The organism is Pseudomonas stagnisoli, from assembly GCF_048595745.1.
GTDB classification, from domain to species: Bacteria; Pseudomonadota; Gammaproteobacteria; order Pseudomonadales; family Pseudomonadaceae; genus Aquipseudomonas; species Aquipseudomonas alcaligenes_A.
Map to the genome: position 1 here is coordinate 2381523 of NZ_CP184361.1, position 24079 is coordinate 2405601.

The following is a 24079-nucleotide window of genomic DNA, read 5'->3' on the forward strand; positions in this document are numbered from 1 at the left end:
CGCTGCTCATTATTTGCGGTCCTTCAGCGGCACGAACTTGAGGTCCTCAGGACCGGTGTAGTTGGCGCTCGGACGGATGATCTTGCCGTCGATGCGCTGCTCGATGACGTGCGAAGACCAGCCCGAAGTGCGGGCGATGACGAACAACGGAGTGAACATGGCAGTGGGCACGCCCATCATGTGGTAGCTGACGGCGCTGAACCAGTCGAGGTTGGGGAACATCTTCTTGATTTCCCACATCACGCTCTCCAGGCGCTCGGCGATGTCGAACATCTTGGTGTTGGACTGCTCGAGCGACAGCTCGCGCGCTACTTCCTTGATCACCTTGTTGCGTGGGTCGCTGACGGTGTAGACCGGGTGACCGAAGCCGATCACCACTTCCTTTTTCTCGACACGGGCGCGGATGTCGGCCTCGGCCTCGTCCGGGTTGTCGTAGCGCTTCTGGATCTCGAAGGCCACTTCGTTGGCGCCGCCGTGTTTCGGACCGCGCAGCGCGCCGATGGCGCCAGCGATGCAGGAGTACATATCGGAACCAGTACCGGCGATCACCCGCGAGGTGAAGGTGGAGGCGTTGAACTCGTGCTCGGCGTACAGGTTGAGCGAAGTGTGCATGGCGCGCACCCAGGACTCACGCGGCTTCTCGCCATGCAGCAGGTGGAGGAAGTGGCCGCCGATGGAGTCATCATCGGTTTCCACCTCGATGCGCCTGCCGTTGTGGCTGAAGTGGTACCAGTACAGCAGCGCCGAACCCAGCGAGGCCATCAGCTTGTCGGCGATGTCACGGGCGCCCGGGTGGTTGTGGTCGTCCTTCTCCGGGGACACGCAGCCCAGCACGGACACGGCGGTGCGCATCACATCCATCGGATGAGCCGACGGCGGCAGCTGCTCCAAGGACGCCTTGAGCGCCGCAGGAATACCACGCAGGGCCTTGAGCTTGGCCTTGTAGGCGTTCAGCTCAGCGACATTGGGCAGCTTGCCATGGACCAGCAGGTGAGCGATTTCCTCGAACTCGCAGCGGTTGGCGAAGTCGAGCACGTCATAGCCGCGGTAGTGCAGGTCGTTGCCGGTGCGGCCGACAGTGCACAGGGCGGTGTTGCCGGCGGCGGTGCCGCTCAGGGCAACGGACTTCTTCGGCTTGAAGCCGGGCGTGGTGGTATCTACGGAAGCGCTCATCGCGGTCTCCTCAGTCTGAATCCGGTGGTACGGCTTGTTGTTGTGGCAGGCCGCATGCGGCCTGCGGCCCGGTCACTTCTTGCCGGCGGCGAACAGGGCGTCGAGCTTCTGCTCGAAGGCGTGATAGCCAATGCGGTCATACAGCTCGGCACGAGTCTGCATCAGCTCGATGACGTCTTTCTGGTGGCCGTGCTGGCGGATCGAGGTATAGACGGCTTCCGCCGCCTTGTTGGCGGCGCGGAAGGCCGACAGCGGGTACAGCTGGATGGCCACGCCGACCGAGGCCAGCTCGTCGCGAGTGAACAGCGGGGTGGCGCCGAACTCGGTGATGTTGGCCAGCACCGGCACGTTCAGCGCATCGACGAAACGCTTATAGGTCGGCAGGTCATAGGCGGCCTCGGCGAAGATGCCGTCGGCGCCCGCCTCCACATAGCGCTGGCAGCGCTCGATGGCGGCATCCACGCCCTCGGCCTGGATGGCGTCGGTGCGGGCGATCAGGAAGAAATCGGGGTCGGTCTTGGCATCGGCAGCAGCACGCACGCGGTCGACCATCTCCTCGCAGGAGACGATTTCCTTGCCCGGACGGTGGCCACAGCGTTTGGCGCCGACCTGGTCCTCGATATGCGCGGCAGCGGCGCCAGCCTTGATCAGGTTCTTGATGGTGCGCTCGATATTGAAGGCGCTGGGGCCAAAGCCGGTATCGATGTCCACCAGTAGGGGCAGGTCGCAGACATCGGTGATGCGGCGCACATCGGTGAGCACGTCATCCAGAGTATTGATGCCCAGGTCCGGCAGGCCCAGGGAGCCGGCGGCGACACCACCACCGGACAGGTAGATGGCCTGGAAGCCGGCACGCTTGGCCAGCAGCGCATGGTTGGCGTTGATCGCGCCGATCACCTGCAGCGGCTGCTCGGCAGCGATGGCATCGCGGAAGCGCTGGCCGGGGGTTCTTGCACTCATGACTCACCTCGTGTTTTGGACGGGTTGGCGAGCGCTTCCTGGTAGTGGCGCTCGATGTTGCGCTTGGAGGCGCCGATGTGGCGGCGCATCAGCAGTTCGGCCAGTTCGCCGTCACGTTCGGCGATGGCATCGAGAATGCGGTGGTGCTCGGCGAAGGCCTGGTGCGGGCGGTTCGGTGTGGCGGAGAACTGCAGGCGATACATGCGCACCAGCTGGTACAGCTCGCCACAGAGCATCTTCGCCAGGGTCTGATTGCCGCTGCCCTGGATGATCCGGTAGTGGAAGTCGAAATCGCCTTCCTGCTGGTAGTAACCGACGCCCGCCTTGAAGGCAGCATCCTGTTCATGCAGCTCCAGCACCCGACGCAGATCATCAATTTCGGCCTGAGTCATGCGCTCGGCCGCCAGACGACAGGCCATCCCCTCCAGCGACTCGCGAATCTCGTACAGCTCGATCAGCTCGGCATGGCTGAGCGAAACCACCCGCGCGCCGACATGAGGCACCCGCACCAGCAACTTCTGCCCTTCGAGGCGGTGGATGGCCTCGCGCAGCGGGCCGCGACTGATGCCGTAGGTACGCGCCAGCTCGGGCTCGGAGATCTTGCTGCCAGGCGGTATCTCGCCCTGCACGATGGCCGCCTGGATGCGGCGAAACACGTGCTCGGCAAGCGTTTCCGAGTCGTGTTGTTCGTTGCTGGTAACATCGAGAGCGTCGAGCATTATTGTCAACACAATGGGTTTAGATGACGGGAAATTAGGCCTCGAGCCGGCTGATGTCAATCGCCAAAAATAGGATTGTCGACAATCTGCCCCAGAGGGGAAATGCCTCGCAACCGTGCAATCAACCTGCAGAAACGCTTATAAGCCGCTGTCGCAGCAGAAAAACCCCATGTTAGAATGCCGCCCGCAAGCGTCGGCCCGGAGCCGCCGCCACGCCTGCTAGACTTCACCCGCCGGCTGTAGCGCCCCGCCGCCGCCCCGACGACGCGAATATCAAAGGATTTATGCGACTCAAGCCTTTCGCCCTCTTCCTCAGCTTCAGCCTGCTGCCCGGCCTGAGTCTCGCCGCGGAAAAGACCGTCTATGGTCTGAACGAATACGTCAGCCTGTCCGATCTCGACCTCGAAGTCGCCGCCAAACTGGATACCGGCGCCAAGACCGCCTCGCTCAGCGCACGCGACATAGAGCGCTTCAAACGTGACGGCGAGACCTGGGTGCGCTTCTATCTGGCTATTGATGACGCACATGCGCACCCGATCGAGCGGCCGCTGGCTCGCATCAGCAAGATCAAGCGCCGGGCTGGCGATTTCGACCCTGAAGAGGGCAAGACCTACACCGCCCGCCCGGTGATCGAACTGCAGGTATGCATGGGCAAGGCCCTGCGTACCATCGAAGTGAACCTGACCGACCGCAGCGCATTCCAATTCCCGCTGCTGATTGGCTCCGAGGCACTCAAGCGCCTGGATGCCGTGGTCGATCCCAGTCTTAAATATGCCGCTGGTAAACCTGGCTGCACCCCTGACGCAAACTCTGCCGAGTAACTCACATGCGCTCTCTTACCCTGCATCTGAAAGTCCTTATCACCCTCCTGGTGACAGTGGGCGTTCTGGTCACGGCCTATCAGATCTTCGTTCTTGGCATTCCGGTGACCGAAGACGAAACCGATGACCTGTGGAACATCGACGCCAAGGTCGAGTTCCAGGCCAGTCCGCGTGAACCGGTGAAGGTGCAGATGTTCGTGCCGCCGCTGAACCAGGACTATGTCAGCCTCAACGAGAGCTTCATCTCCAACAACTACGGCGTGAGCGTCAACCGCGTCGATGGCAACCGCAAGCTGACCTGGTCGGCTCGTCGCGCCAACGGCAACCAGACTCTCTATTACCGACTGGTGCTGACCAAACGCTATAGCGGCGAGCCGGCCAAAGCCAAGGGCCCGATCTTCCGCGACAGCATCGCGGTGGAAGGCGCCGAGAAGATCGCCGCCGAAGCCCTGCTCGCCCCCATCCGTCAGCACTCTGCGGACGTGCAGACCTTCATCAGCGAGACGATCAAGCGCGTCAACAACGTCAACGATGACAACGTCAAGCTACTGCTCGGTGGCGACGCCTCAACGGCCAACAAGGCCAAGGTGATCGACCTGCTGCTGTCCATCGCGCACGTGCCGATGGAGCGCGTGCACACCATTCGCCTGGTGGCTGACGCCCAGCAGAGCCCGGAACTCTGGCTGCGCAGCTTCAACGGCGAGAACTGGCTGTACTTCAACCCAGAGAGCGGTGAGCAGGGCCTGCCGAGCGACCGCGTGGTCTGGTGGACCGGTGACGAACCGCTGGTGACCATCGAAGGTGGCAAGAAACCGCAAGTCAGCTTCACCCTGAACAACAGCGAGATGAACGCCATCCGCCTGGCCAAGCTGACCGACGAGAACACCGACGTCGATTTCCTCGAGTACTCGCTCTACGGCCTGCCGCTGCAGACCCAGCAGACCTACCAGATCATGATCATGATCCCGATCGGTGTGCTGGTGATCCTGGTCCTGCGTAACCTCGGCGGCCTGCAGACCCTCGGCACCTTCACTCCGGTGCTGATTGCTCTGGCCTTCCGCGAGACCCAGTTGGGCTTCGGCATCGTGCTGTTCACCATCATTACCGCGCTCGGCCTGTCGCTACGCTCCTACCTGGAGCACCTCAAACTACAGATGTTGCCGCGACTGTCGGTGGTGCTGACCTTCGTGGTGGTTCTGATCGCCGTGATCAGCCTGTTCAGCCACAAGCTCGGTCTGGAGCGCGGTCTCTCGGTCGCGCTGTTCCCGATGGTGATCCTGACCATGACCATCGAGCGCCTGTCCATCACCTGGGAAGAACGTGGCGGCAGCCATGCCTTCAAGGTCGCCGTCGGCACCCTGTTCGCCGCTACTCTGGCGCACCTGCTGATGACCATTCCGGAGCTGACCTACTTCATCTTCACCTTCCCGGCCGTGCTGCTGATCATGGTGGGCTTCATGCTGGCGATGGGTCGCTACCGCGGCTACCGCCTGACCGAACTGTTCCGCTTCAAAGCCTTCCTGAAGGATTGAACCCATGATCGGCCTGTGGAAGACGTGGAAGGCCCTTGAAGCCAAAGGCATCATGGGTATCAACAGACGCAACGCGGACTACGTGCTGAAGTACAACAAGCGGCACCTGTACCCGATCGTCGACGACAAGATCATCACCAAGGAGCGCGCCATCGCCGCCGGCATTCATGTGCCGGAGCTGTACGGCATCATCTCCACGGAGAAGGAGATCGAGAAGTTCGACGAGATCATCGGCGGCCGCAGCGACTTCGTCATCAAGCCGGCGCAAGGCGCCGGTGGTGACGGCATTCTGGTGATCGCCGACAAATTCGAGGGCCGCTACAAGACCGTCTCCGGCAAGATCGTCAGCCAGGAAGACATCGAGCACCAGCTCTCCAGCATCCTCACCGGCCTCTATTCCCTGGGCGGCCACCGCGACCGCGCGCTGATCGAGTACCGGGTCACCCCGGACCCGATCTTCAAGAGCATCAGTTACGAAGGCGTGCCGGACATCCGCATCATCGTGCTGATGGGCTACCCGGTGATGGCCATGCTGCGCCTGCCCACCCGCCAGTCCAACGGCAAGGCCAACCTGCACCAGGGCGCCATCGGCGTGGGTGTGGACCTGGCGACCGGCATCACCCTCAAGGGTACCTGGCTGAACAACAAGATCAGCAAGCATCCGGACACCACCAATGCGGTGGACGGCGTGCAACTGCCCAACTGGGATGGCTTCATGAAGCTGGCCGCCGGTTGCTACGAGCTGTGCGGCCTTGGCTATATCGGCGTGGACATGGTACTGGACGTCGACAAGGGCCCGTTGATTCTCGAACTCAACGCCCGTCCCGGCCTGAACATCCAGATCGCCAACGACTGCGGCCTGACCCATCGCGCCCATGCGGTGGAGGCTCACCTGGCCGAGCTGGCGAAAAATGGCGTCACCGAAAGCGTGGAAGAGCGCGTGCGTTTTTCCCAACAGCTGTTCGGCCACGTCAAACCCAAGGAAATCTGAGCCCAGGCTCGCTGAAAAGGCCCGGCGATGCCGGGCTTTTTCATTTCCGCCCGCCCTCCTACAATCGCAACCCCACACTCCCGAACCCTTAGCATGAGCCTCTGCCGCGTCCACTCGCTGCCTTATCGGCCAGATCCCGCCAGCTACTTCGCCCTGGTGCGCCATGCGCCAGGCGCCGTGCTGCTGGATGCCGGACGCCCGCAGGCCGGGCGCGGTCGCTACGACCTGCTGAGCGCCTGGCCGCTGGCAACCTATGCAGCAGAAGTCCACGAGAGCGGTACCCGCTTCTTCCAGCGCCTGCGTGCCGGCCTGGATCAGCTGGGCCGCGCCGAGGCGCCGGACGGCTGTGAGCTGCCGTTCACCGGCGGCCTGATCGGCTACCTTTCCTATGACTTCGGCCGGCGTCTTGAGCGACTCCCCGAACAGGCTGCTGACGACCTGCAGCTGCCGGACGCACGCTTCGGTCTGTATGCCTGGGCGCTGGTCAGCGATCATCAACGGCAGACCAGCCAACTGCTGTTCCATCCTGCGCTGACCGATTCGGAGCGGGAGCGCCTGATTCAGCTATTCGAGGCCGGCAACGCAGCGCCATGCCCACCCTTCTCCCTGCGCCAGGCTTTCCGGGCCGACCAGAGCCAGGATGATTATCGCCACGCCATCCAGCGCATCCAGGCCTATATCCAGGCGGGCGACTGCTACCAGGTCAACTTCGCCCAGCGCTTCCAGGCGCCCTGCCAGGGCGACGCCTGGAGCGCCTACCAGGCGCTGCGAGCCGCCTGCCCCACGCCCTTTGCGGGCTTCCAGGCGCTGGAAGGTGGTGACGCCATTCTCAGCCTGTCACCGGAGCGTTTCCTGCAGGTCAGCCAGGGGCGCGTGGAGACGCGGCCGATCAAGGGTACCCGCCCGCGCGGTATCAGCACTGCAGACGACCAGGCCAATGCTGATGAGCTGGTCGGCAGCGCCAAGGATCGTGCCGAGAATCTGATGATCGTCGACCTGCTGCGTAACGACCTGGGTCGCAGCTGTCGCACGGGCTCGGTACGCGTACCGGAGCTGTTCGCCCTGGAGAGCTACCCCAACGTGCATCACCTGGTCAGCGCGGTGACCGGCGAGCTGGCCGAGGACCACGACGCCCTCGACCTGATCGCTGGCAGCTTCCCCGGTGGCTCGATCACCGGCGCACCGAAGATCCGCGCCATGCAGATTATCGACGAGCTGGAGCCAACGCGCCGCGCCATCTACTGCGGCTCTCTGCTCTACCTGGACGTGCGTGGCGAGCTAGACAGCTCCATCGCCATTCGCAGTCTGCTGATCAAGGACGGCACCGTCAGCTGCTGGGGCGGTGGCGGCATCGTGGCGGATTCGGATTGGCAGGCCGAGTATCAAGAGTCCATCACCAAGGTGAAGGTGCTGCTGCAGACCCTCGAAGCCCTCTGATCCCAACGAGCGCCCACAAAAAAGGCCCGCCGATGCGGGCCTTTTTTGTGGCGGCGAAGCTTACAGGCTCAGCTCGCGATTGGATGCCTTGAGGAACTCGCGCTTGAGGTCTTCATAGGTGTGCACCGCCGGGAACTGCGGGAACTCGCGGATCACGTTGTCCGGGGCGTGGAACAGGATGCCGGCATGGGCCTCGGCGAGCATGGTGGTGTCGTTGTAGGAGTCGCCGGCTGCAATCACGCGATAGTACAGGCTCTTGAAGGCAATCACCGACTGACGCTTGGGGTCCTTCTGGCGCAGCTGGTAGCCCACCACGCGATCGGTTTCGTCGGTGATCAGCTTGTGGCAGAGCAGGGTCGGGAAGCCCAGCTGGCGCATCAGCGGCTGCGAGAACTCGTAGAAGGTGTCGGAGAGGATCACCACCTGGAAACGCTCACGCAGCCAGTCGACGAACTCGACGGCGCCTTCCAGCGGCTTCAGGGTGGCGATCACTTCCTGAATATCCTTCAGCTTCAGGCCGTGCTCGTCGAGGATGCGCAGACGCTGCTTCATCAGCACGTCGTAGTCGGGAATGTCACGGGTAGTCGCCTTGAGCGCTTCGATACCGGTTTTTTCGGCGAAGGCGATCCAGATTTCCGGAACCAGTACACCTTCGAGGTCGAGGCAGGCGATTTCCACGGGAGACTCCTAACGGTCTGAATGAAGAAAGCCGGCACTCTAGCGATTCACCAGACCGGGCGCAACGCGCCTTTTATATCCGAAAGCAGCAGTAAGACTCCGATTTGGTTATTTAGGCGCATAAAAGCTTTCTTGTTAACATTCCCGCCACAGAGCGCCCGAGCGCCGATCACCAGGAAGCCCGCCCGATGAGCCAAACCTTCAACGTTGCCGAACTGGCAGCGGCCTATGCCAACAAATCTCCTCAGGACATTCTCAAGCTCGCCTTCGAACACTTCGGCGACGACCTGTGGATCTCCTTCAGCGGCGCCGAGGATGTGGTGTTGCTGGACATGGCCTGGAAACTCAACAAGCAGGTCAAGGTGTTCACCCTCGATACCGGCAGGCTGCACCCGGAGACCTATCGCTTCATCGAACAGGTACGCGAGCACTACGGCATCGCGGTCGAGGTGATGAGCCCGAATGCCGAGAAGCTTCAGGACCTGGTGCGCGAGAAAGGCCTGTTCAGTTTCTACAAGGACGGCCATGGAGAGTGCTGCGGCATTCGTAAGATCGAGCCACTCAAGCGCAAGCTGGCCACGGTCAAGGCTTGGGCCACCGGGCAGCGCCGCGACCAGAGCCCAGGCACTCGCAGCCAGGTTGCCGTGCTCGAAGTGGATGCCGCCTTCTCCTCGCCGCAGCAGCCCCTGTACAAGTTCAATCCGTTGGCACAGATGAGCAGCGAGGAAGTCTGGGCCTATATACGCATGCTGGAGCTGCCTTACAACAGCCTGCACGAGCGCGGCTTCATCAGCATCGGCTGCGAACCCTGCACCCGCCCTGTGCTGCCAAACCAGCACGAGCGCGAGGGGCGCTGGTGGTGGGAAGAGGAAACCCAGAAAGAGTGCGGCCTTCACGCCGGCAACGTGATTGCCAAGGCCTGAACGAAAAAAGCCCGGCAATCGCCGGGCTTTTTCTTGTCCTGTTACTCAGTGGACAGGCAGGTCCACGCCTTCGAACAACTCGTCCAGTTCGGCCTTGGTGTGGCACTGCACGGCCTTGGCCAATACGTCACGGGTCAGGTGCGGGGCGAATTTCTCGATGAAGTCGCACATGAAGCCACGCAGGAAGGTGCCGCGGCGGAAACCGATCTTGGTGATACTGGCTTCGAACAACTCGCTGGCATCGAGCATCACCAGGTCGCTGTCGAGCTTGGTGTCGACGGCCATGCGCGCCACGATGCCGACGCCCAAGCCCAGGCGCACATAGGTCTTGATCACGTCGGCGTCGGCTGCGGTGAACACCACCTTGGGCGATAGCCCGCGGTGATTGAAGGCCTCGTCCAGCTTGGAGCGACCGGTGAAGCCGAACACGTAGGTAACGATCGGATGCTCGGCCAGTGCCTCCAGGGTCAGTTTCGGCAACTTGGTCAGCGGATGTCCCTGCGGCACGATCACGCAGCGATTCCAGCGATAGCAGGGCATCATCACCAGATCGTTGAACAGCTCCATGCCCTCGGTGGCAATGGCGAAATCCACGGTGCCGTCGGCTGCCATTTCGGCAATCTGGGTCGGCGAGCCCTGATGCATGTGCAGGGCCACTTCCGGGTACTGCTTGATGAAGCCACTGATTACCGGCGGCAGCGCATAGCGCGCCTGGGTATGAGTGGTGGCGATCGACAGGGTGCCCTTCTTCTCGTTGGAGAATTCCTGGGCAATCTGCTTGATGCTTTCGACCTTGCGCAGGATCTCGCCGGCGGTGGTGATGATGCGCTCACCGGCGGGGGTTACGCGGGTCAGGTGCTTGCCACTGCGGGCAAACACCTCGACGCCCAGCTCGTCCTCCAGAAGGCGGATCTGCTTGCTGATGCCAGGCTGCGAGGTATAGAGGCTCTGCGCGGTGGCAGAGACGTTGAGGTCATGATGCGCCACTTCCCAGATGTAGCGCAGTTGCTGCAGCTTCATAAATGTCCCTCAAAGCAGATAGACGCTGCGCGAATTTGCCAATGCAGCGATATAACCATATTAACGGTTCAGAGATAAAACTAGACGATTTTCTGAGCTATGCATGCCGTTCGTCTAACGCCTGGCGATAAGCGCCGCTAGCGGTGCTGCAACATGGGCACCAGATAGACCGGCGTTTCTGACAGTTGCAGCAGGCGAGCTGCGGTCCTCCCCAGCGGAATTTCCTGTGCCGCGCCATGACTGTGACTGCCTACGACCAGCAGATCGGCACCGAGTTTCCGCGCCTCGTCGAGAATCACCTGCGGCGGATCGCCTTGCGCCACGCGCACGCTACGAATCATCTGCATGTCCTGCTGGGCCTCGCCCATCTCGTCGCGAAAGCCCTCCAGCACACGCAATTCGATACTCGCCATCACCCGGGACAAGCCCTTGCTGCGCAATTCCTGCAGGGTCTTTTCGTCCAGGTAGGTCTGCAGCACCGACTCGGCGAACAACCCCATCGGCTCGACTGCGTGGACCACGTGCAGCTCAGCGCCGAAGGCCTTGGCCAGCGACAGGGCGTGCTGCAGCACATAAGGCGCATAAAGCCCCAGATCGGTGGCATAGAGAATGGAGCGCAGCATGGTTGCCTCCCTGACTTCCTGCTAGGGCCCAGTATTGAGCTTAGCAGCGCTCAGCCGGCATCCAGAAAACGCAGGGCCTGGTGCAGCATGCGCATCTTCGGCAGCTCACAGCCCGCCGCGGCAGCCGCAGCCAGCGGCGCGGCATAGATGGCCTGCAGCTCCAGCGGGCGCTTATGCTGGAAATCGTGGTACATGCTGGGCAGGTAGTCCGGCATGCGTTCGGTCGTGGCCAGCAGTTTCTCCGGGTAGCCCTCTGGCAACAATTGCCCACAGGCTGCCGCCCCCTGCACCACCTCGCGCATCAGCTCAAGGATCAACGCGCGGCTATCGGCATTGGCCATCAGGCGGGTGGTACCAGCACCAAGCAGCACCGACAGGCCGTTATACGGCACGTTCCACACCAGCTTCTGCCAGCGCGCCTGCTGCAGATCGGCCATGGCGACAGACTCCAGACCTGCCGAACGAAACAGCTCGGCGCCCTCCTCCACGATCGCCAGACTCTCGCCTGCGCGTGCCGGCCCGGAGTGATAGCCCAGATTCACCGCACCCAGGGCCTGGTGCTCGATCACGCCGGGTGCGGCGCGATGCGTGCAGATGAAACAGAGCCCACCGAGCAGGTGCAGGTTATCCGGCAGCAAGGGGCGCAGCTGCTCTTCCACGGCCAGGCCATTCTGCAACAGCACCACCTTGGCCCCCGGCCGCGACAGCCGGGTGATGACGGGCGCCAACTGCGCATTGCTGGTGGTCTTGGCCCCCACCAGCAACCAGTCACAGGGCGGCATCTCAGCCGGATCCCCCCAGGCCTGAACCGGTTGCAGGTGCAACTGGCCATGTACCGCGCTGTTCAGGCGCAGGCCGTTGGCAACTACCGCCTGGTACTCGCTGCGCAGCAGAAAGTGCACATCATGCCCGGCCTTTGCCAGCATAAGGCCATAGAAACCACCGATGGCACCGGTGCCGACAATGCCAATGCGCAAGCGCTCCATCAGGGAAGCTCCTCAGGTATTCGACGGCGCGCCTGGTTCAGCGCGTCAGTCAGTTCGGCCAGACGTAGCGGCACATGCAGGGCGCCAAGGAATTGGCCTTCTTCGATCAGAAACAGGCTGGGCAAGTGAAAAACGCCATAGCGCTGAACCAGGCCGCCATTCTCGGCGGCATCCACCCAGCACAGACGATCGACGCCAAGCGCCATCTTTGGCAGCTCGCGCCGCGCCCAGCGGCAGCTGGCACAACCTGTGCTGGTGAATATCAGCAGGGAGCGCCCCGGCAGCTCCAGCAACCGACGGTCGGCGTCGAAGTCGGTCAATTCCAGGCTGGGCACTATACTGTCCACGAGTGATGTCAAATGAATGGCATCCGGAGTATTCACCATGCGTCGTTTCCTGCGTCACCCCAGCGACATGCCAGTGGAACTGGTCCAGCGCAAACATGCGTTCCTGCCGCGACAGAGGCTGAACAATATCAGCCTGGGCGGTGTGGCGTGCAATTCCAGCAAGGGATTTCGCAAAGGCACCGCCGTCGAGCTGCGCATCCCGCTGCTCGGCGAGCAGGCTCGCTATCCGGGCGTGGTGGCCTGGTGCCGCAAGCAGCAGGAAGACAGCTATCTGGTGGGCATCGCCTTCATCGACGAAGACACCCTGTTCCGCGCGCGCATGGTCGAGCAGGTCTGCCAGATCGAGCACTACCGCCACCAGCGCGAACAGGAGCTGGGCACTGTACTGGAGGTCGAGACGGTCGCGCGCGAATGGATCGCCCTCCATGCGGCCGAGTTTCCCGGTGCTCAGATACACTGATACCGGCCGGTTCCGCCCATTGTCTAGGCGGCCTGGAACGCGTTAAGGTTCCCATCCCCCGCTGCGCCCCATGATTTCGCCTGAAGAGGCGCTCGGCTCCCGTGACCTGACGAGTACCACGATGGCTGATTTACCGATTGACGATCTCAACGTTTCGTCCAATGAAACCCTGATCACCCCGGCGCAGCTCAAGCGCGAAATCCCTCTCACCGAAGCCGCTCAGCGCACCGTGGCCCATGGTCGCCAAGTGGTACGCGACATTCTCGATGGCAAAGACCACCGCCTGTTCGTGGTGGTCGGCCCCTGCTCGATCCACGACATCAAGGCCGCCCATGAGTATGCCGAGCGTCTTAAGGTGCTGGCCGCCGAGGTCTCCGACAGCCTGTTCCTGGTCATGCGCGTGTACTTCGAGAAACCGCGCACCACGGTCGGCTGGAAAGGCCTGATCAACGACCCCTACCTGGATGACTCGTTCAAGATCCAGGATGGCCTGCACATCGGTCGCCAGCTGCTGCGCGACCTGGCCGAGATGGGCCTGCCGACCGCCACCGAGGCACTCGACCCGATCTCCCCGCAATACCTGCAGGACCTGATCAGCTGGTCAGCCATCGGCGCCCGCACCACCGAATCCCAGACGCACCGCGAGATGGCCTCCGGCCTGTCGTCCGCCGTGGGCTTCAAGAACGGCACCGACGGCGGCCTGACCGTGGCGATCAACGCCCTGCAGTCGGTCTCCAGCCCGCATCGCTTCCTCGGCATCAACCAGGAAGGTGGCGTCTCCATCGTCACTACCAAGGGCAACGCCTACGGCCATGTGGTACTGCGCGGCGGCAATGGCAAGCCCAACTATGACTCGGTCAGCGTCGCCATCTGCGAGCAGGAGCTGACCAAGGCCAAAATTCGCCCGAACATCATGGTCGACTGCAGCCACGCCAACTCCAACAAGGATCCGGCCCTGCAGCCGCTGGTCATGGAAAACGTCGCCAACCAGATCCTTGAGGGCAACAACTCCATCGTCGGCCTGATGGTGGAAAGCCACCTGGGCTGGGGCAGCCAGGCGATTCCGAAGAACCTCTGCGACCTCAAGTATGGCGTCTCCATCACCGATGCCTGCATCGACTGGGACACCACCGAGAAGACCCTCCGCAGCATGCATGCCAAGCTCAAGGACGTACTGCCCAAGCGCCAGCGCGGCTGATGGCAGACAGAAACGAAAACGCCGGGTATTGCCCGGCGTTTTTCTTTGACCAGGTTCAGTGCCTGGACTGTTGCCGCTGGCGACGCTCCAAGTAGCGCTCCACGTAGGAGCAGGAGGGAATCACCGTGTAGCCCATGGCCTCGGCATACTCCAGCGCCTGCTCGGTCAGCGCCGCCGCAATGCCGCGCCCGCGTAACGGATTCGGCACGAAGGTGCGATAGATGTCGAGCGTCTGCTTGCCCAGATCCATGTAGGCCAGGTAGGCACGGTGACCATCGATCACAGCCTCGAACTGATGACCCGCCTGGTCATGGTGGATGGACACGCCCTCGCTCATTTCATCTCCTCAGCAGGCATCAAAACAACACCCTTACCTTATCGATCTTTTCCAGCCGAAGAAACATCTCGGCGGAACCGGTCCCCATCTGCACCGTCAGGAACACCTTGCCATTCTCGACCTTGTGCAGCACGCCCTGATAATAAGTGCCTTCGTAGGTAATGAACTGTAGCCGTTTACCGGCATGATCGGGCAGGCTTCGCACATCGACAAAGTCGTAACGCGGATCCTTGGCTACGGCGTCCTCGCCCTCCGCGCGCACCAACTCCTCGGCATGCGATACGGGAGCGGCCTTGGGATCGACCCAGGAGAAGGCGAGAGGTTCAACTACCTGCTGGTTGATCAGGACCACCGGGCGCAACATGGCCACAACGTCCTTCGCCTCGAAGAATTGCAAACCATCCAGGGTCGCACCATCGGTCGGGCGCAACTCCACGCGTAGCGACTGTGGGTCCTTGTAATAACCCTTGAGCGCGTCCAGCACCTCAGGCGCCAAAGCAATGCGCTGCGCACGCAGGGATTGATCCAGATGCTTGATTGAGGTTTCCAGGTACTGCTCGCCCGACTGGCCGAGCTTGCCAGCGCAGTAGCTGACTATCTTGCGCTGGTACTGGTTGTCATTGACCTCGACCACCAGCGCGGACATGCGAGGCGGATTAACTCGCAGATCGCCTGGCTTTTCCGACATGTTGGCCAGCGATAGATTCAGGCGGTAGTCACCCATGTCGCGTACGTCGGCGATCAGATTAAGTGCCAGGGTTTGAACTCCGGGCCGGAACAGGTAAGAAAACTCCGCGTCAGTCTCCAGCGTCCGGTACCCCATCTCCAGCAGATCGTCCACGCCGATCTGCCGAGAGCTGCCGCAAGCGACACTGGACCAAGCACTTGCCAGATCCGCTTCCTCGGGCTCCTGCTGGACCATCTCCATGAAGGCGCCATGCACATCCACTTCCAAGCCCTTCAGGCTGACTGACATCTGCTCCGGGAACTTGCCCTCGGCCAGGCGCTCCTTGAATGAGAGAAGCTCTCCCAGGCTTTTGAACTTGAGTTCGGCATGCCTGATACGAAATTCATCATTGAGCATCGGCACCTGGACCTTGATGCCCTCAACGCCCACCTTGCCGTCGAATGATGAAGTGATGCCCTGATAGCTCAGTGTCATAAAGGGCGAGACCTGGGCAATGGCGTCGTTCATGATCGAGCGCACCGAAAGCCACAGCGAAACCTTGATCAGTATTGCAACAGCCAGAATGGCCAGCAGACCCCATTTGATGAGTTTGGACATCGGTACTTCCTTGGCGTTGTCTGAGTTTGCTTCCTGCCAAATCTGGCGCGTGCAATCTTATCAAGCTCTGCCGGCAGCGGCCACGCGTCAGAAATGCACCAGAGTACCAATTGCAACTCCACCCAAAAGTTCAGGGGGAGGTCCTGCAAACGTCAGAACTGTATGTTTTTTAAACAAAAAAGGACGGATGCAGATCGGAGCAAAGTTTTTTTTGCTTCCCTTGCGCGAGGCCAGTTTACTTACTAAAAGTAACGGGTAGTATGTAGCCCGGCTAATTTCCCACGCTCGGGAAATTGCTTTTCATGGAAAGTCCACCTTAAGGGGAACACGATGAACAACGTTCTGAAATTCTCTGCTCTGGCTCTGGCCGCCGTTCTGGCCACCGGTTGCAGCAGCGTATCCAAAGAAACCGAAGCCCGTCTGACCGCTACCGAAGACGCCGCTGCCCGTGCTCAAGCTCGTGCCGACGAAGCCTACCGTAAGGCTGACGAGGCTCTGGCCGCTGCTCAGAAGGCTCAGCAGACCGCTGACGAAGCCAACGAGCGCGCTCTGCGCATGCTGGAAAAAGCCAGCCGCAAGTAATCCTTGCCAAGGCTTTGAAGAAGCCGCCCCGGTTCGCCGGAGCGGCTTTTTTAATGCCTGCGATTTGCTCAGGCCAACAAAAAGCCCGCCGGCATTGCTGCGGACGGGCTCTTTGACGCCAAGAGTCTTACATCTCCAGTGGAGCGGCCTCGTGGTTGGCCACCGCCTCCTGAGGCACGGCGATCTCGATCGGCATGCCATCTTCGGAGGCTACCACCTCGCGCACCATGTCCCAGTCCAGGCGCATGCTGCCGGCAAGCTGCTCGTTCTTCAGCAGGGCATTGATCACGGCGGTGTGCTTGTCCACAACAGACGGCTCACCACTGTCGCTCAGCGGCTCATGAGCCTCCAGATAGATCTTGCCGCCGCTGACACCAAACTTGTAAGGCTCATTGACGATACGCACCGAAGTACCTACCGGCGCCATCTTGGCCAGCTCCAGCACGTTGTTGTTGAGCATGCGGAAGCAGCCGTGACTGACGCGCATACCGATACCGAACTTCTTGTTCGAGCCATGGATCAGGTAGCCAGGAGTCCCCAGGGTAAACTTGAACGGCCCCAGCGGATTGTCCGGACCTGGCGGCACGTAGGCCGGCAGCGGATCACCATCGGCAGCGTGCTCGGCACGAATGGACGCTGGCGGCGTCCAGCCCGGGTTCGGCGTTTTACCAGTGATGGTGGTGTGGGCAATGGGCGAACCCCAGCCTTCGCGACCGATACCCAGCGGGTAGGTATGCACGACGTTTTGCCCCTTCGGGAAGTAGTACATGCGGTACTCGGCCAGGTTGATGACGATACCCTCACGCGGCCCCGGCGGCAGGATATAGCGGGTCGGCAGGATGATTTCGGCACCCTCGCCTGGCAGCCAGGCGTCAACGCCCGGGTTGGCCGCTACCATCTCCAGATAACCCAGGTCGTTAGCCGTGGCGATATCGGCGAAGGTGTCTTCGTACTTGGCCTTGATCACCTGGATCTGACCGACGATATCTTCGCCCGGAGGCGGCAGAGGCAGTTCGAGGGCGGCAGCAGGGCCGGCCACGATCAGGCTGGCGAGGCTCAGGGAGCGGGCGAGCGACAACATCCGTAAATCCTTGGCAAGAATGGCTGATGGAAAGACTCGGGATTGTACACCGACGGCGCGCGCGCCGGGAGAGCTCAGGTTTCGGGCCATAGCGGCCGTTCACCGCGACGCTGCGCCTCGAGGATCTCGCGACAGTAGGCACACAATCGCCTGTCGCGCAGGCCGGCCCTGTCCACATCGCGCATCACCGGTAGCGCAGGCAGCAAGCCGCCACACAGGGTGCGATCGGCGAATCCGCCCAGCTCCAACTGGCGCGCCACCAGATGCACCTTGGCCTCACGGCAGGCGAACAGGTCAAGCTGTTCGTCGGGCACGATCAGTTGATAGGCATACAGGGACCAGGCGGGACGCGGCATTCACGGCTCCAGGGCGGGGGCGCCACGATAGCCGAAAGCCCGCAGGCGGGGAAGGCTCAGAGCAGAGGCTCCAGCGTCGGCCAGACGTTCTCCAGCATGATCGGCTGAGCCGCTGCCGTTGGGTGGATGCCATCGGCCTGCATCATGCCCGGGACGCCGCCGACGCCATCGAGCAGGAAGGGCACCAGGGCCACCTGCTTGCCCGCAGCGAGGTCCGCATAGACCTGAGCGAACCCCTGAGTGTAGCGCTGACCGTAGTTGGGTGGCAGACGCATGCCTAATAGCAGCACATTGGCACCCGCCGCACGGGAGGCATCGATCATCCGCGCAAGATTCTGTTGCAATTGCAGTAGCGGCTGGCCACGCAGGCCATCATTGCCACCCAGCTCGATGACCACCAGTTCTGGCTGATGGCGGGCAAGCAGCGCCGGCAGCCGTGCGGCGCCGCCTGAGCTGGTATCGCCACTGATCGAGGCATTCACCACCTGATGCTCGAAACCGCCTTCCTGCAGGCGTTTCTGCAGCAGCGCGACCCAACCCTGGCGGGTATCCACTCCCAAAGCGGCGCTGATACTATCCCCGACCACCAGGACGGTGCCGGCCAGTGCGCCCTGTGCCCACATCAGCAGTGTCAGTGCACCGCTCATCCACAATGCACGCATCGGATTCTCCATGAGCGCAAGCATTCTTAATGCGCGGCACCTTAGCAAAGTGGTACCCAGCACGGAAGGCGAGCTGGCCATCCTCCACGACCTGTCGCTGGATCTGGCAAAAGGCGACAGCCTGGCAATCGTTGGCAGCTCAGGCTCCGGCAAATCCACGCTGCTGGGCCTGCTCGCAGGGCTCGACCTGCCCAGCTCCGGCGAGGTCGAGCTGGCAGGTCATGCGCTGCAGGCACTGGACGAGGACCGCCGCGCGCGAGTGCGCGCCGAGCATGTCGGCTTCGTGTTCCAGTCGTTCCAGTTGCTGGACAACCTCAACGCCCTGGAAAATGTCATGCTGCCGCTGGAGCTGGAAGGCCGCAGCGATGCCCGCCAGCGTGCCGCAGCACTGCTGGAGCGAGTCGGCCTGGGCCAGCGCTTCAGTCACTACCCGCGCCAGCTGTCGGGCGGTGAGCAGCAGCGCGTGGCTATTGCCCGCGCCTTTGCTGCCGAGCCGGCGATACTCTTCGCCGACGAGCCGACCGGTAATCTCGACAGCCATACCGGCGAGCGCATCAGCGATCTGCTGTTCGAGCTGAACAAGGAGCGCGGCACCACGCTGGTACTGGTCACCCATGACGAGCGCCTGGCGCATCGTTGCCGTCGCCTGATCCGTCTGGAAGCCGGGCGCCTGATCGACAGCGTGGAACCCTGATGCGCGCCCGCCTGTTCGTTCTTGCCTGGCGCCAGTTACTGCGCGACGCCCGCGCCGGCGAGCTGCGCGTGCTGTTTTTCGCCCTGCTGGTGGCCGTGGCCGCCAGCACGGCCATCGGCTACTTCGGCGCGCGCCTCAACGGCGCCATGCTGTTGCGTGCCACCGAGTTCCTCGGCGCCGATCTGGTGCTGAGCGGCAGCGCCGCCGCCCTGCCCGAGCAGATCGAGGTCGGCACGCAGCTGGGGCTGGAGCATGCCCAGGTGGTCGAGTTCGCCAGCGTGATTGCCGGTGAGCAGGGCATTCAACTGGCCAGTATCAAGGCTGCCAGCGGCAGCTATCCGCTGCGCGGCGAACTCAAGAGTGCCGCCGAGCCTTATGCGGCCGAACAGCCCGGCGGTGGCCCCGGTCCCGGTGAAGCCTGGGCCGAGGCCCGCCTGTTTGCCGCGCTGGATCTGCGAGTCGGCCAGAGCATCGAGGTCGGCAGCCGCCAGTTGCGACTGACCCGGGTGCTGACTTACGAGCCGGATCGCGCCGGCGACTTCTACAGCCTCACGCCGCGCGTGCTGATCAACCTTGAAGACCTGGCCTCCACCGGCGTGGTGCAGCCGGGCAGCCGGGTACGCTACCGCGACCTCTGGCGTGGCGATAGCGATACGCTGGCGCGTTATCGCGAAGCGACCGAGAAAAGCCTGGCCGCTCACCAGCGCCTGGAGGACGCACGCGATGGTAACCGCCAGATCGGCGGCGCCCTGGGTCGCGCCGAGCGCTACCTGAATCTGGCAAGCCTGGCTGCCGTGCTGCTGGCCGGCGTTGCGGTGGCGCTGTCTGCCGCACGCTTCGCTGCCCGTCGTTTCGACGCCAGTGCGCTGCTGCGCTGCCTGGGCCTGTCGCGCCGCGAAGCACTGAGTCTCTTTGGCCTGCAGCTGGCCATGCTCGGGCTGTTGGCGTGCCTCGCTGGCGCCCTGCTTGGCTGGATAGGACAGCTGGTGCTGTTCCAATTGCTGCAGGGTCTGCTGCCACCGGGCGTGCCGCCGGGCGGCCTGCTGCCGGCAATCGCTGGCATGGCCACAGGGTTGGTAGCCCTCGCAGGCTTTGCCTTGCCACCGCTGGCAGCCCTGGGGCGCGTGCCGCCGCTGCGCGTACTGCGCCGCGACCTGCTGCCCGTGCCCCCCAGCAGCTGGCTGGTATATGGCGCCGCATTGCTGGCCCTGGGTCTGATCATGTGGCGCCTGAGCCTGGACCTTAAGTTGACGCTGGGCCTGCTTGGCGGCGGCCTGCTCGCCACCCTGCTGCTTGGCGGCGTGCTGCTGTTCGGCCTGAACGCCCTGCGTCGCCTGCTGGCCCGCGCCTCCCTGCCCTGGCGCCTCGGCCTCGGCCAGCTGCTGCGTCATCCGCTGGCGGCTGCCGGCCAGTCGCTGGCCTTCGGCCTGATCCTGCTGGCCATGGCGCTGATCGCCCTGCTGCGTGGCGAACTGCTCGATACCTGGCAGGACCAACTGCCCGCGGAGTCGCCCAACCACTTCGCGCTCAACATCCTGCCGGAAGAGCGCGGAGCCTTCGCTGCACGTCTGGCTGAACTGTCGCCGCATCCGGCACCGCTCTACCCGATCGTTGCCGGGCGCCTGACCCTGATCAACGGCGAGCCGGTGCAGGGCATCGTCAGCAAGGAGAGCCAGGGTGAGCGCGCCATCCAGCGCGACCTCAGCCTGACCTGGGCTGCGAACCTTCCTGAAGGCAACGTGCTGGTCGATGGTCAATGGTGGAATGACCTGCCACAGAGTGATCTGCCCGGCGTCTCGGTGGAATCCGAGCTGGCCGAGAGCCTCGGCCTGAAACTGGGCGACGAACTGAACTTCAGTGTCGGCGGCCTGGAGCGCAAGGCGCGGGTCAGCAGCCTGCGCCAGGTGGAGTGGGACAGTTTCCAGCCCAACTTCTACATGGTCTTCGAGCCGGGCACCCTGCAGGATCTACCGGCCACCTACCTGACCAGTTTCTACCTGCCGCCGCACAGCGAGAAACAACTGGTGGAGCTGTCGCGGCAGTTCCCCGCCGTCACCCTGCTGCAGGTCGAGGCCCTGCTGGAGCAGCTGCGCAGCATCATGGCTCAGGTCAGTCTGGCGGTGGAGTACGTGTTGCTGTTCGTCCTCGCGGCCGGCCTGGCGGTGCTGTTCGCCGGCCTGCAGGCGACCCTCGACGAGCGCCTGCGTCAGGGGGCCCTGCTGCGCGCGCTGGGTGCGGAGCGGCGCCTGCTGCTACGCGCACGGCGTGCCGAGTTCGGCCTGCTGGGCGCCGGCAGCGGATTGCTGGCCGCGGTCGGCTGCGAGCTGGCAAGCTTCCTGCTGTACCGCTATGCGCTGGAGTTACAGTGGCAGCCGCATCCCTGGCTGCTGCTGTTGCCGCTGATCGGCGCCCTGCTGGTTGGGGGCGCGGGTGTCTGGGGCACGCGACGGGCGCTGAACGCCTCGCCGCTGACGGTGCTGCGCGAAGTCTGAGCTTGCTAGAATCGCTCTCCCTCAAGACCTCGCGAGCACCATGAGCCGTTATCGTCCCCCCCGTACCGCCGGCACGCCGCTGATCACCCCCGAAGGCGAGGCGCGTCTGCGCGCCGAGCTGCACGAGCTGTGGCACGTGCGCCGTCCCCAGGTGACCCAGGCGGTCAGCGAGGCGGCGGCCCTGGGTGATCGCTCGGAAAACGCCGAATACATCTACGGCAAGAAAATGCTGCGCGAGATCGACAGCCGCGTGCGTTTCCTGACCAAGCGCCTGGAGAATCTCAAGGTGGTGGATGCCCGCCCGGCCGACCCGAACAAGGTCTACTTCGGCGCCTGGGTGACCCTGGAGGACGATGACGGCGCCGAATCGCGCTACCGCATCGTCGGGCCTGACGAGCTGGACCTCAAGCAGGGTTTGATCAGCATCGACTCGCCGCTGGCACGGGCCCTGGTCGGCAAGGCGCTGGATGCCGAGGTGCGGGTGCAGACGCCTGGTGGCGAGCAGGCGTTCTACATCACCAACATCGAATACCCGCAGGTCAGCGCAGGCTGATCAGGCCCTGGCGCGCCACGCGGATCAGCTGGCCAACCAGCTCGCGGTCCAGCGGCCGCGCTTCAGCGCCCACCACCACCAGGTCAAAGGCATCGGCCGGCAGGTCTGCCAGCGCCTTTGCCTGGGCATTGGCGAAACGGATCAGGAAATTGCGCGCCCCTGGCCACTGCTTAGGCCAGCCTTCCAGACTCTTGAGCAGACGCGGCTGATGGCTGCCGACCAGCAGAACGTGCGGATGGCGATTGACCGCGGTGCGCGGCAGAGGGGAGAAATACAGATGGGTACGCGGACAACTCATGGATACAGTCTCGGCCTCATAGTCCCGCCGGACTGCGGTGGGAGGCGACACCGGCCAGCGCTTTAGCGGTATTTGCCCAACCGGGCAGCGCCCCGCAAGTTGCTCTTAAATCGGCGCTATGGGGTGTGATCCTAAAAATGCCGCCCAATGCTGTCAAGGTGAGACCATGCTGCGACTGTTCTTCGCCCTGCCCTGTCCAACCAAAATCGCCGCCCAGATCGATGCCTGGCGACAGGACCAGCACTTCGCCGGCAAACCGGTGCCAGCCGCCAACCTGCATGTAACGCTGGCCTTTCTCGGCCAGGTGCCGGAGAGCCGAGTGCAGCTGTTGCAGCGAGTTCCGCCAAAGCTAGCGCTGGCGGACCTGGCCTTCGACCTGAACCTGGATCACCTCGACTGCTGGCCCGAAGGGCTGCTGCACCTGGCGCCCAGCCAACCGCCGCAGACCCTGCTGAAACTGGCCTGGGCGCTGCAGCAGCAGCTGAAGCTCGATGGCTTCACGCTGGACTCACGTCCCTATCGCCCGCACCTGACTCTCGCCCGCAACAGCCGGCCTGCCGAGACACGCACAGTGCCCAGCTTTGCCTGGCGCGTCGACCAGCTGCATCTCTACCATTCGGCTGGCGGCCAGTACCTGTCCCTGCAGCGCTGGCCGGTCGGCCAGCCGCAGCCGCACAATCGCACCGGCTGTTTCTCTCGGTAACAAGCTCTGCTGCCGGCCAGGGCCCCACTGCAATGAGGGTCGCGCCGCAAACGCCCGTTTAGAGCGCTCGCTCTAATTTCGTCGAAACTGGCACAAATCATGCCCCTCCAGGCGAGCTGAAGTACCGTTTCCAGGAGGGAAGCGGATGGCTGACGCAAGGACGGATTCACTGCCTTTCCACCGTTCGAGAGCACCAGATGAATAATAAGAAAACCCTGCTCGCCCTCTGTGTCGGTAGCAGCCTGCTGCTGTCCGGCCAGGCTAACGCCGGCCTGTTCGGCTCCACCGGCTACACCAAGACCAAGTATCCGATCGTCCTGACCCACGGCATGCTGGGCTTCGACAGCATCCTCGGCGTCGACTACTGGTACGGCATCCCCTCCTCCCTGCGCTCGGACGGTGCCAGCGTCTACATCACCGAAGTCAGCCAGCTGAACACCTCCGAGCTGCGCGGCGAAGAGCTGCTCGACCAGGTGGAAGAAATCGCCGCCATCAGTGGCAAGGGCAAGGTCAATCTGATCGGGCACAGCCATGGCGGCCCGACGATACGCTACGTCGCCGCCATACGTCCCGATCTGGTCGCCTCGGTCACCAGTGTCGGTGCGCCGCACAAGGGTTCCGACACCGCCGATTTCCTCCGCCAGATTCCGCCGGGGTCGGCCGGTGAGGCATTGGTCGCCGGTATCGTCAACGGCCTGGGCACGCTGATCAACTTCCTCTCCGGCAGCCCCAGCACCACGCCGCAAAATGCACTGGGCGCCCTCGAGTCGCTGAACAGCCAGGGCGCTGCGGCGTTCAACGCCAAGTATCCGCAAGGCATTCCGACCAGCGCCTGTGGCGAAGGCGCCTACAAGGTCAATGGCGTCAGCTACTACTCCTGGAGTGGCACCAGCCCGCTGACCAACATCCTCGACGTCAGCGACCTGCTGATGGGCGCCAGCTCGCTGACCTTCGACGAAGCCAACGACGGTCTGGTCGGCCGTTGCAGCTCGCGCCTGGGCAAAGTGATTCGCGACAACTACCGGATGAACCACCTCGACGAGGTCAACCAGGTCTTCGGCCTGACCAGCCTGTTCGAGACCGATCCGGTCACCGTGTACCGCCAGCAGGCCAACCGCCTGAAGCTGGCCGGTCTCTGAGCCAAGAATCGGGGTCCGGACGGGCCCCG

The 24079-nt window shown here is 63.1% G+C and carries 27 protein-coding genes; 13 read left to right on the plus strand and 14 right to left on the minus strand.

Annotated elements, in window-relative coordinates; genetic code table 11:
* Positions 1-9: 9 nt before the first annotated feature.
* The 3 genes from prpC to ACOAPY_RS11410 form a co-directional block, all read right to left on the minus strand.
* Positions 10-1173 carry a bifunctional 2-methylcitrate synthase/citrate synthase gene (gene prpC, locus ACOAPY_RS11400; protein WP_076578650.1) on the minus strand — a complete coding sequence of 388 codons (1164 nt, stop codon included), beginning with the start codon at positions 1171-1173 and terminating at the stop codon, positions 10-12.
* A gap of 72 nt (positions 1174-1245) precedes the next feature.
* A complete protein-coding gene (gene prpB / locus ACOAPY_RS11405; protein ID WP_465153341.1) occupies positions 1246-2133 on the minus strand; it encodes a methylisocitrate lyase in 888 nt (295 codons plus the stop codon).
* Positions 2130-2852, minus strand: coding sequence for a GntR family transcriptional regulator (locus ACOAPY_RS11410; protein WP_465153342.1), 723 nt, complete (start codon positions 2850-2852; stop codon positions 2130-2132). The genes prpB and ACOAPY_RS11410 overlap by 4 nt, the downstream gene beginning before the upstream one ends.
* Before the next feature lie 284 nt (positions 2853-3136).
* Between ACOAPY_RS11410 and rloA the strand changes: the two genes are divergently transcribed.
* The 4 genes from rloA to pabB all read left to right on the plus strand — a co-directional run bounded on the left by rloA (position 3137) and on the right by pabB (position 7633).
* Positions 3137-3673, plus strand: coding sequence for a retropepsin-like aspartic peptidase RloA (gene rloA, locus ACOAPY_RS11415; RefSeq protein ID WP_465153344.1), 537 nt, complete (start codon positions 3137-3139; stop codon positions 3671-3673).
* Positions 3674-3678: 5 nt separating this feature from the next.
* On the plus strand, positions 3679-5205 hold the full coding sequence (rloB, locus tag ACOAPY_RS11420; protein ID WP_465153346.1) for an osmotic stress tolerance membrane protein RloB: 1527 nt from the start codon (positions 3679-3681) through the stop codon (positions 5203-5205).
* A 7-nt stretch (positions 5206-5212) separates the two neighbouring features.
* The gene (locus tag ACOAPY_RS11425) at positions 5213-6196 is read left to right on the plus strand and encodes an alpha-L-glutamate ligase-like protein (RefSeq protein ID WP_465156778.1); all 984 of its coding nucleotides are present in this window, start codon (positions 5213-5215) and stop codon (positions 6194-6196) included.
* A gap of 93 nt (positions 6197-6289) precedes the next feature.
* Positions 6290-7633, plus strand: coding sequence for an aminodeoxychorismate synthase component I (gene pabB, locus ACOAPY_RS11430; RefSeq protein ID WP_465153347.1), 1344 nt, complete (start codon positions 6290-6292; stop codon positions 7631-7633).
* A 60-nt stretch (positions 7634-7693) separates the two neighbouring features.
* On the opposite strand, the gene thrH is transcribed toward pabB, so the two are convergent.
* Entirely contained in the window at positions 7694-8311 is a 618-nt protein-coding gene (gene thrH, locus ACOAPY_RS11435) for a bifunctional phosphoserine phosphatase/homoserine phosphotransferase ThrH (protein WP_021699844.1), read from the minus strand.
* 140 nt (positions 8312-8451) lie between these two features.
* Here thrH and ACOAPY_RS11440 point away from each other — a divergent pair, with 140 nt between their 5' ends.
* A complete protein-coding gene (locus tag ACOAPY_RS11440) occupies positions 8452-9234 on the plus strand; it encodes a phosphoadenylyl-sulfate reductase (RefSeq protein ID WP_465156780.1) in 783 nt (260 codons plus the stop codon).
* A 45-nt stretch (positions 9235-9279) separates the two neighbouring features.
* Here the strand turns inward: ACOAPY_RS11440 and cysB are convergent, their stop codons facing one another.
* The 4 genes from cysB to ACOAPY_RS11460 form a co-directional block, all read right to left on the minus strand.
* Positions 9280-10254, minus strand: a complete 975-nt coding sequence (gene cysB, locus ACOAPY_RS11445) for an HTH-type transcriptional regulator CysB (RefSeq protein WP_465153348.1) — start codon at positions 10252-10254, stop codon at positions 9280-9282.
* A gap of 137 nt (positions 10255-10391) precedes the next feature.
* Positions 10392-10877, minus strand: a complete 486-nt coding sequence (locus ACOAPY_RS11450) for a universal stress protein (protein WP_061904385.1) — start codon at positions 10875-10877, stop codon at positions 10392-10394.
* Positions 10878-10927: 50 nt separating this feature from the next.
* The gene (locus ACOAPY_RS11455) at positions 10928-11863 is read right to left on the minus strand and encodes a putative 2-dehydropantoate 2-reductase (RefSeq protein ID WP_465153349.1); all 936 of its coding nucleotides are present in this window, start codon (positions 11861-11863) and stop codon (positions 10928-10930) included.
* Positions 11863-12249: a thioredoxin family protein gene (locus ACOAPY_RS11460; protein ID WP_076578638.1), complete on the minus strand. Its 387-nt coding sequence runs from the start codon at positions 12247-12249 to the stop codon at positions 11863-11865. Before ACOAPY_RS11460 ends, ACOAPY_RS11455 begins: the two co-directional genes overlap by 1 nt.
* Here ACOAPY_RS11460 and ACOAPY_RS11465 point away from each other — a divergent pair.
* Both ACOAPY_RS11465 and ACOAPY_RS11470 read left to right on the plus strand, forming a co-directional pair.
* Positions 12248-12670 (plus strand): PilZ domain-containing protein, encoded by a 423-nt coding sequence (locus tag ACOAPY_RS11465; RefSeq protein WP_465153350.1) that lies wholly within the window; start codon positions 12248-12250, stop codon positions 12668-12670. The genes ACOAPY_RS11460 and ACOAPY_RS11465 overlap by 2 nt on opposite strands.
* Before the next feature lie 121 nt (positions 12671-12791).
* Positions 12792-13868 (plus strand): 3-deoxy-7-phosphoheptulonate synthase, encoded by a 1077-nt coding sequence (locus tag ACOAPY_RS11470; RefSeq protein ID WP_061904381.1) that lies wholly within the window; start codon positions 12792-12794, stop codon positions 13866-13868.
* A 55-nt stretch (positions 13869-13923) separates the two neighbouring features.
* Here ACOAPY_RS11470 and ACOAPY_RS11475 read toward each other — a convergent pair whose 3' ends face one another.
* Complete coding sequence (locus tag ACOAPY_RS11475) at positions 13924-14205, minus strand: GNAT family N-acetyltransferase (protein WP_076578636.1); 282 nt, start codon at positions 14203-14205, stop codon at positions 13924-13926.
* Between the two features lie 19 nt (positions 14206-14224).
* Positions 14225-15490 carry a hypothetical protein gene (locus ACOAPY_RS11480; protein ID WP_465153351.1) on the minus strand — a complete coding sequence of 422 codons (1266 nt, stop codon included), beginning with the start codon at positions 15488-15490 and terminating at the stop codon, positions 14225-14227.
* Between the two features lie 330 nt (positions 15491-15820).
* Between ACOAPY_RS11480 and oprI the strand changes: the two genes are divergently transcribed.
* Positions 15821-16072, plus strand: coding sequence for an outer membrane lipoprotei OprI (gene oprI, locus ACOAPY_RS11485; RefSeq protein ID WP_003448337.1), 252 nt, complete (start codon positions 15821-15823; stop codon positions 16070-16072).
* 127 nt (positions 16073-16199) lie between these two features.
* On the opposite strand, the gene ACOAPY_RS11490 is transcribed toward oprI, so the two are convergent.
* The 3 genes from ACOAPY_RS11490 to ACOAPY_RS11500 form a co-directional block, all read right to left on the minus strand.
* On the minus strand, positions 16200-17153 hold the full coding sequence (locus tag ACOAPY_RS11490) for a L,D-transpeptidase family protein (RefSeq protein WP_465153352.1): 954 nt from the start codon (positions 17151-17153) through the stop codon (positions 16200-16202).
* Between the two features lie 74 nt (positions 17154-17227).
* Complete coding sequence (locus ACOAPY_RS11495) at positions 17228-17509, minus strand: hypothetical protein (RefSeq protein WP_076578630.1); 282 nt, start codon at positions 17507-17509, stop codon at positions 17228-17230.
* Between the two features lie 56 nt (positions 17510-17565).
* Positions 17566-18171 carry an arylesterase gene (locus tag ACOAPY_RS11500; RefSeq protein ID WP_465153353.1) on the minus strand — a complete coding sequence of 202 codons (606 nt, stop codon included), beginning with the start codon at positions 18169-18171 and terminating at the stop codon, positions 17566-17568.
* A 10-nt stretch (positions 18172-18181) separates the two neighbouring features.
* Here ACOAPY_RS11500 and ACOAPY_RS11505 point away from each other — a divergent pair, with 10 nt between their 5' ends.
* From ACOAPY_RS11505 to greB, 3 genes are read left to right on the plus strand one after another with little or no spacing between them, the layout of a single operon-like run.
* Positions 18182-18865: an ABC transporter ATP-binding protein gene (locus ACOAPY_RS11505; protein WP_076426633.1), complete on the plus strand. Its 684-nt coding sequence runs from the start codon at positions 18182-18184 to the stop codon at positions 18863-18865.
* Entirely contained in the window at positions 18865-21357 is a 2493-nt protein-coding gene (locus tag ACOAPY_RS11510; RefSeq protein ID WP_465153354.1) for an ABC transporter permease, read from the plus strand. The genes ACOAPY_RS11505 and ACOAPY_RS11510 overlap by 1 nt, the downstream gene beginning before the upstream one ends.
* A gap of 40 nt (positions 21358-21397) precedes the next feature.
* A complete protein-coding gene (greB, locus tag ACOAPY_RS11515; protein ID WP_272793600.1) occupies positions 21398-21910 on the plus strand; it encodes a transcription elongation factor GreB in 513 nt (170 codons plus the stop codon).
* On the opposite strand, the gene ACOAPY_RS11520 is transcribed toward greB, so the two are convergent.
* On the minus strand, positions 21897-22208 hold the full coding sequence (locus ACOAPY_RS11520; RefSeq protein WP_465153355.1) for a class I SAM-dependent methyltransferase: 312 nt from the start codon (positions 22206-22208) through the stop codon (positions 21897-21899). The genes greB and ACOAPY_RS11520 overlap by 14 nt on opposite strands.
* A 166-nt stretch (positions 22209-22374) precedes the next feature.
* Between ACOAPY_RS11520 and thpR the strand changes: the two genes are divergently transcribed.
* Together thpR and ACOAPY_RS11530 are read left to right on the plus strand one after the other, a co-directional pair.
* On the plus strand, positions 22375-22911 hold the full coding sequence (thpR, locus tag ACOAPY_RS11525) for an RNA 2',3'-cyclic phosphodiesterase (RefSeq protein WP_465153356.1): 537 nt from the start codon (positions 22375-22377) through the stop codon (positions 22909-22911).
* 197 nt (positions 22912-23108) lie between these two features.
* Positions 23109-24050 (plus strand): alpha/beta fold hydrolase, encoded by a 942-nt coding sequence (locus ACOAPY_RS11530; RefSeq protein ID WP_465153357.1) that lies wholly within the window; start codon positions 23109-23111, stop codon positions 24048-24050.
* Positions 24051-24079 lie beyond the last annotated feature (29 nt).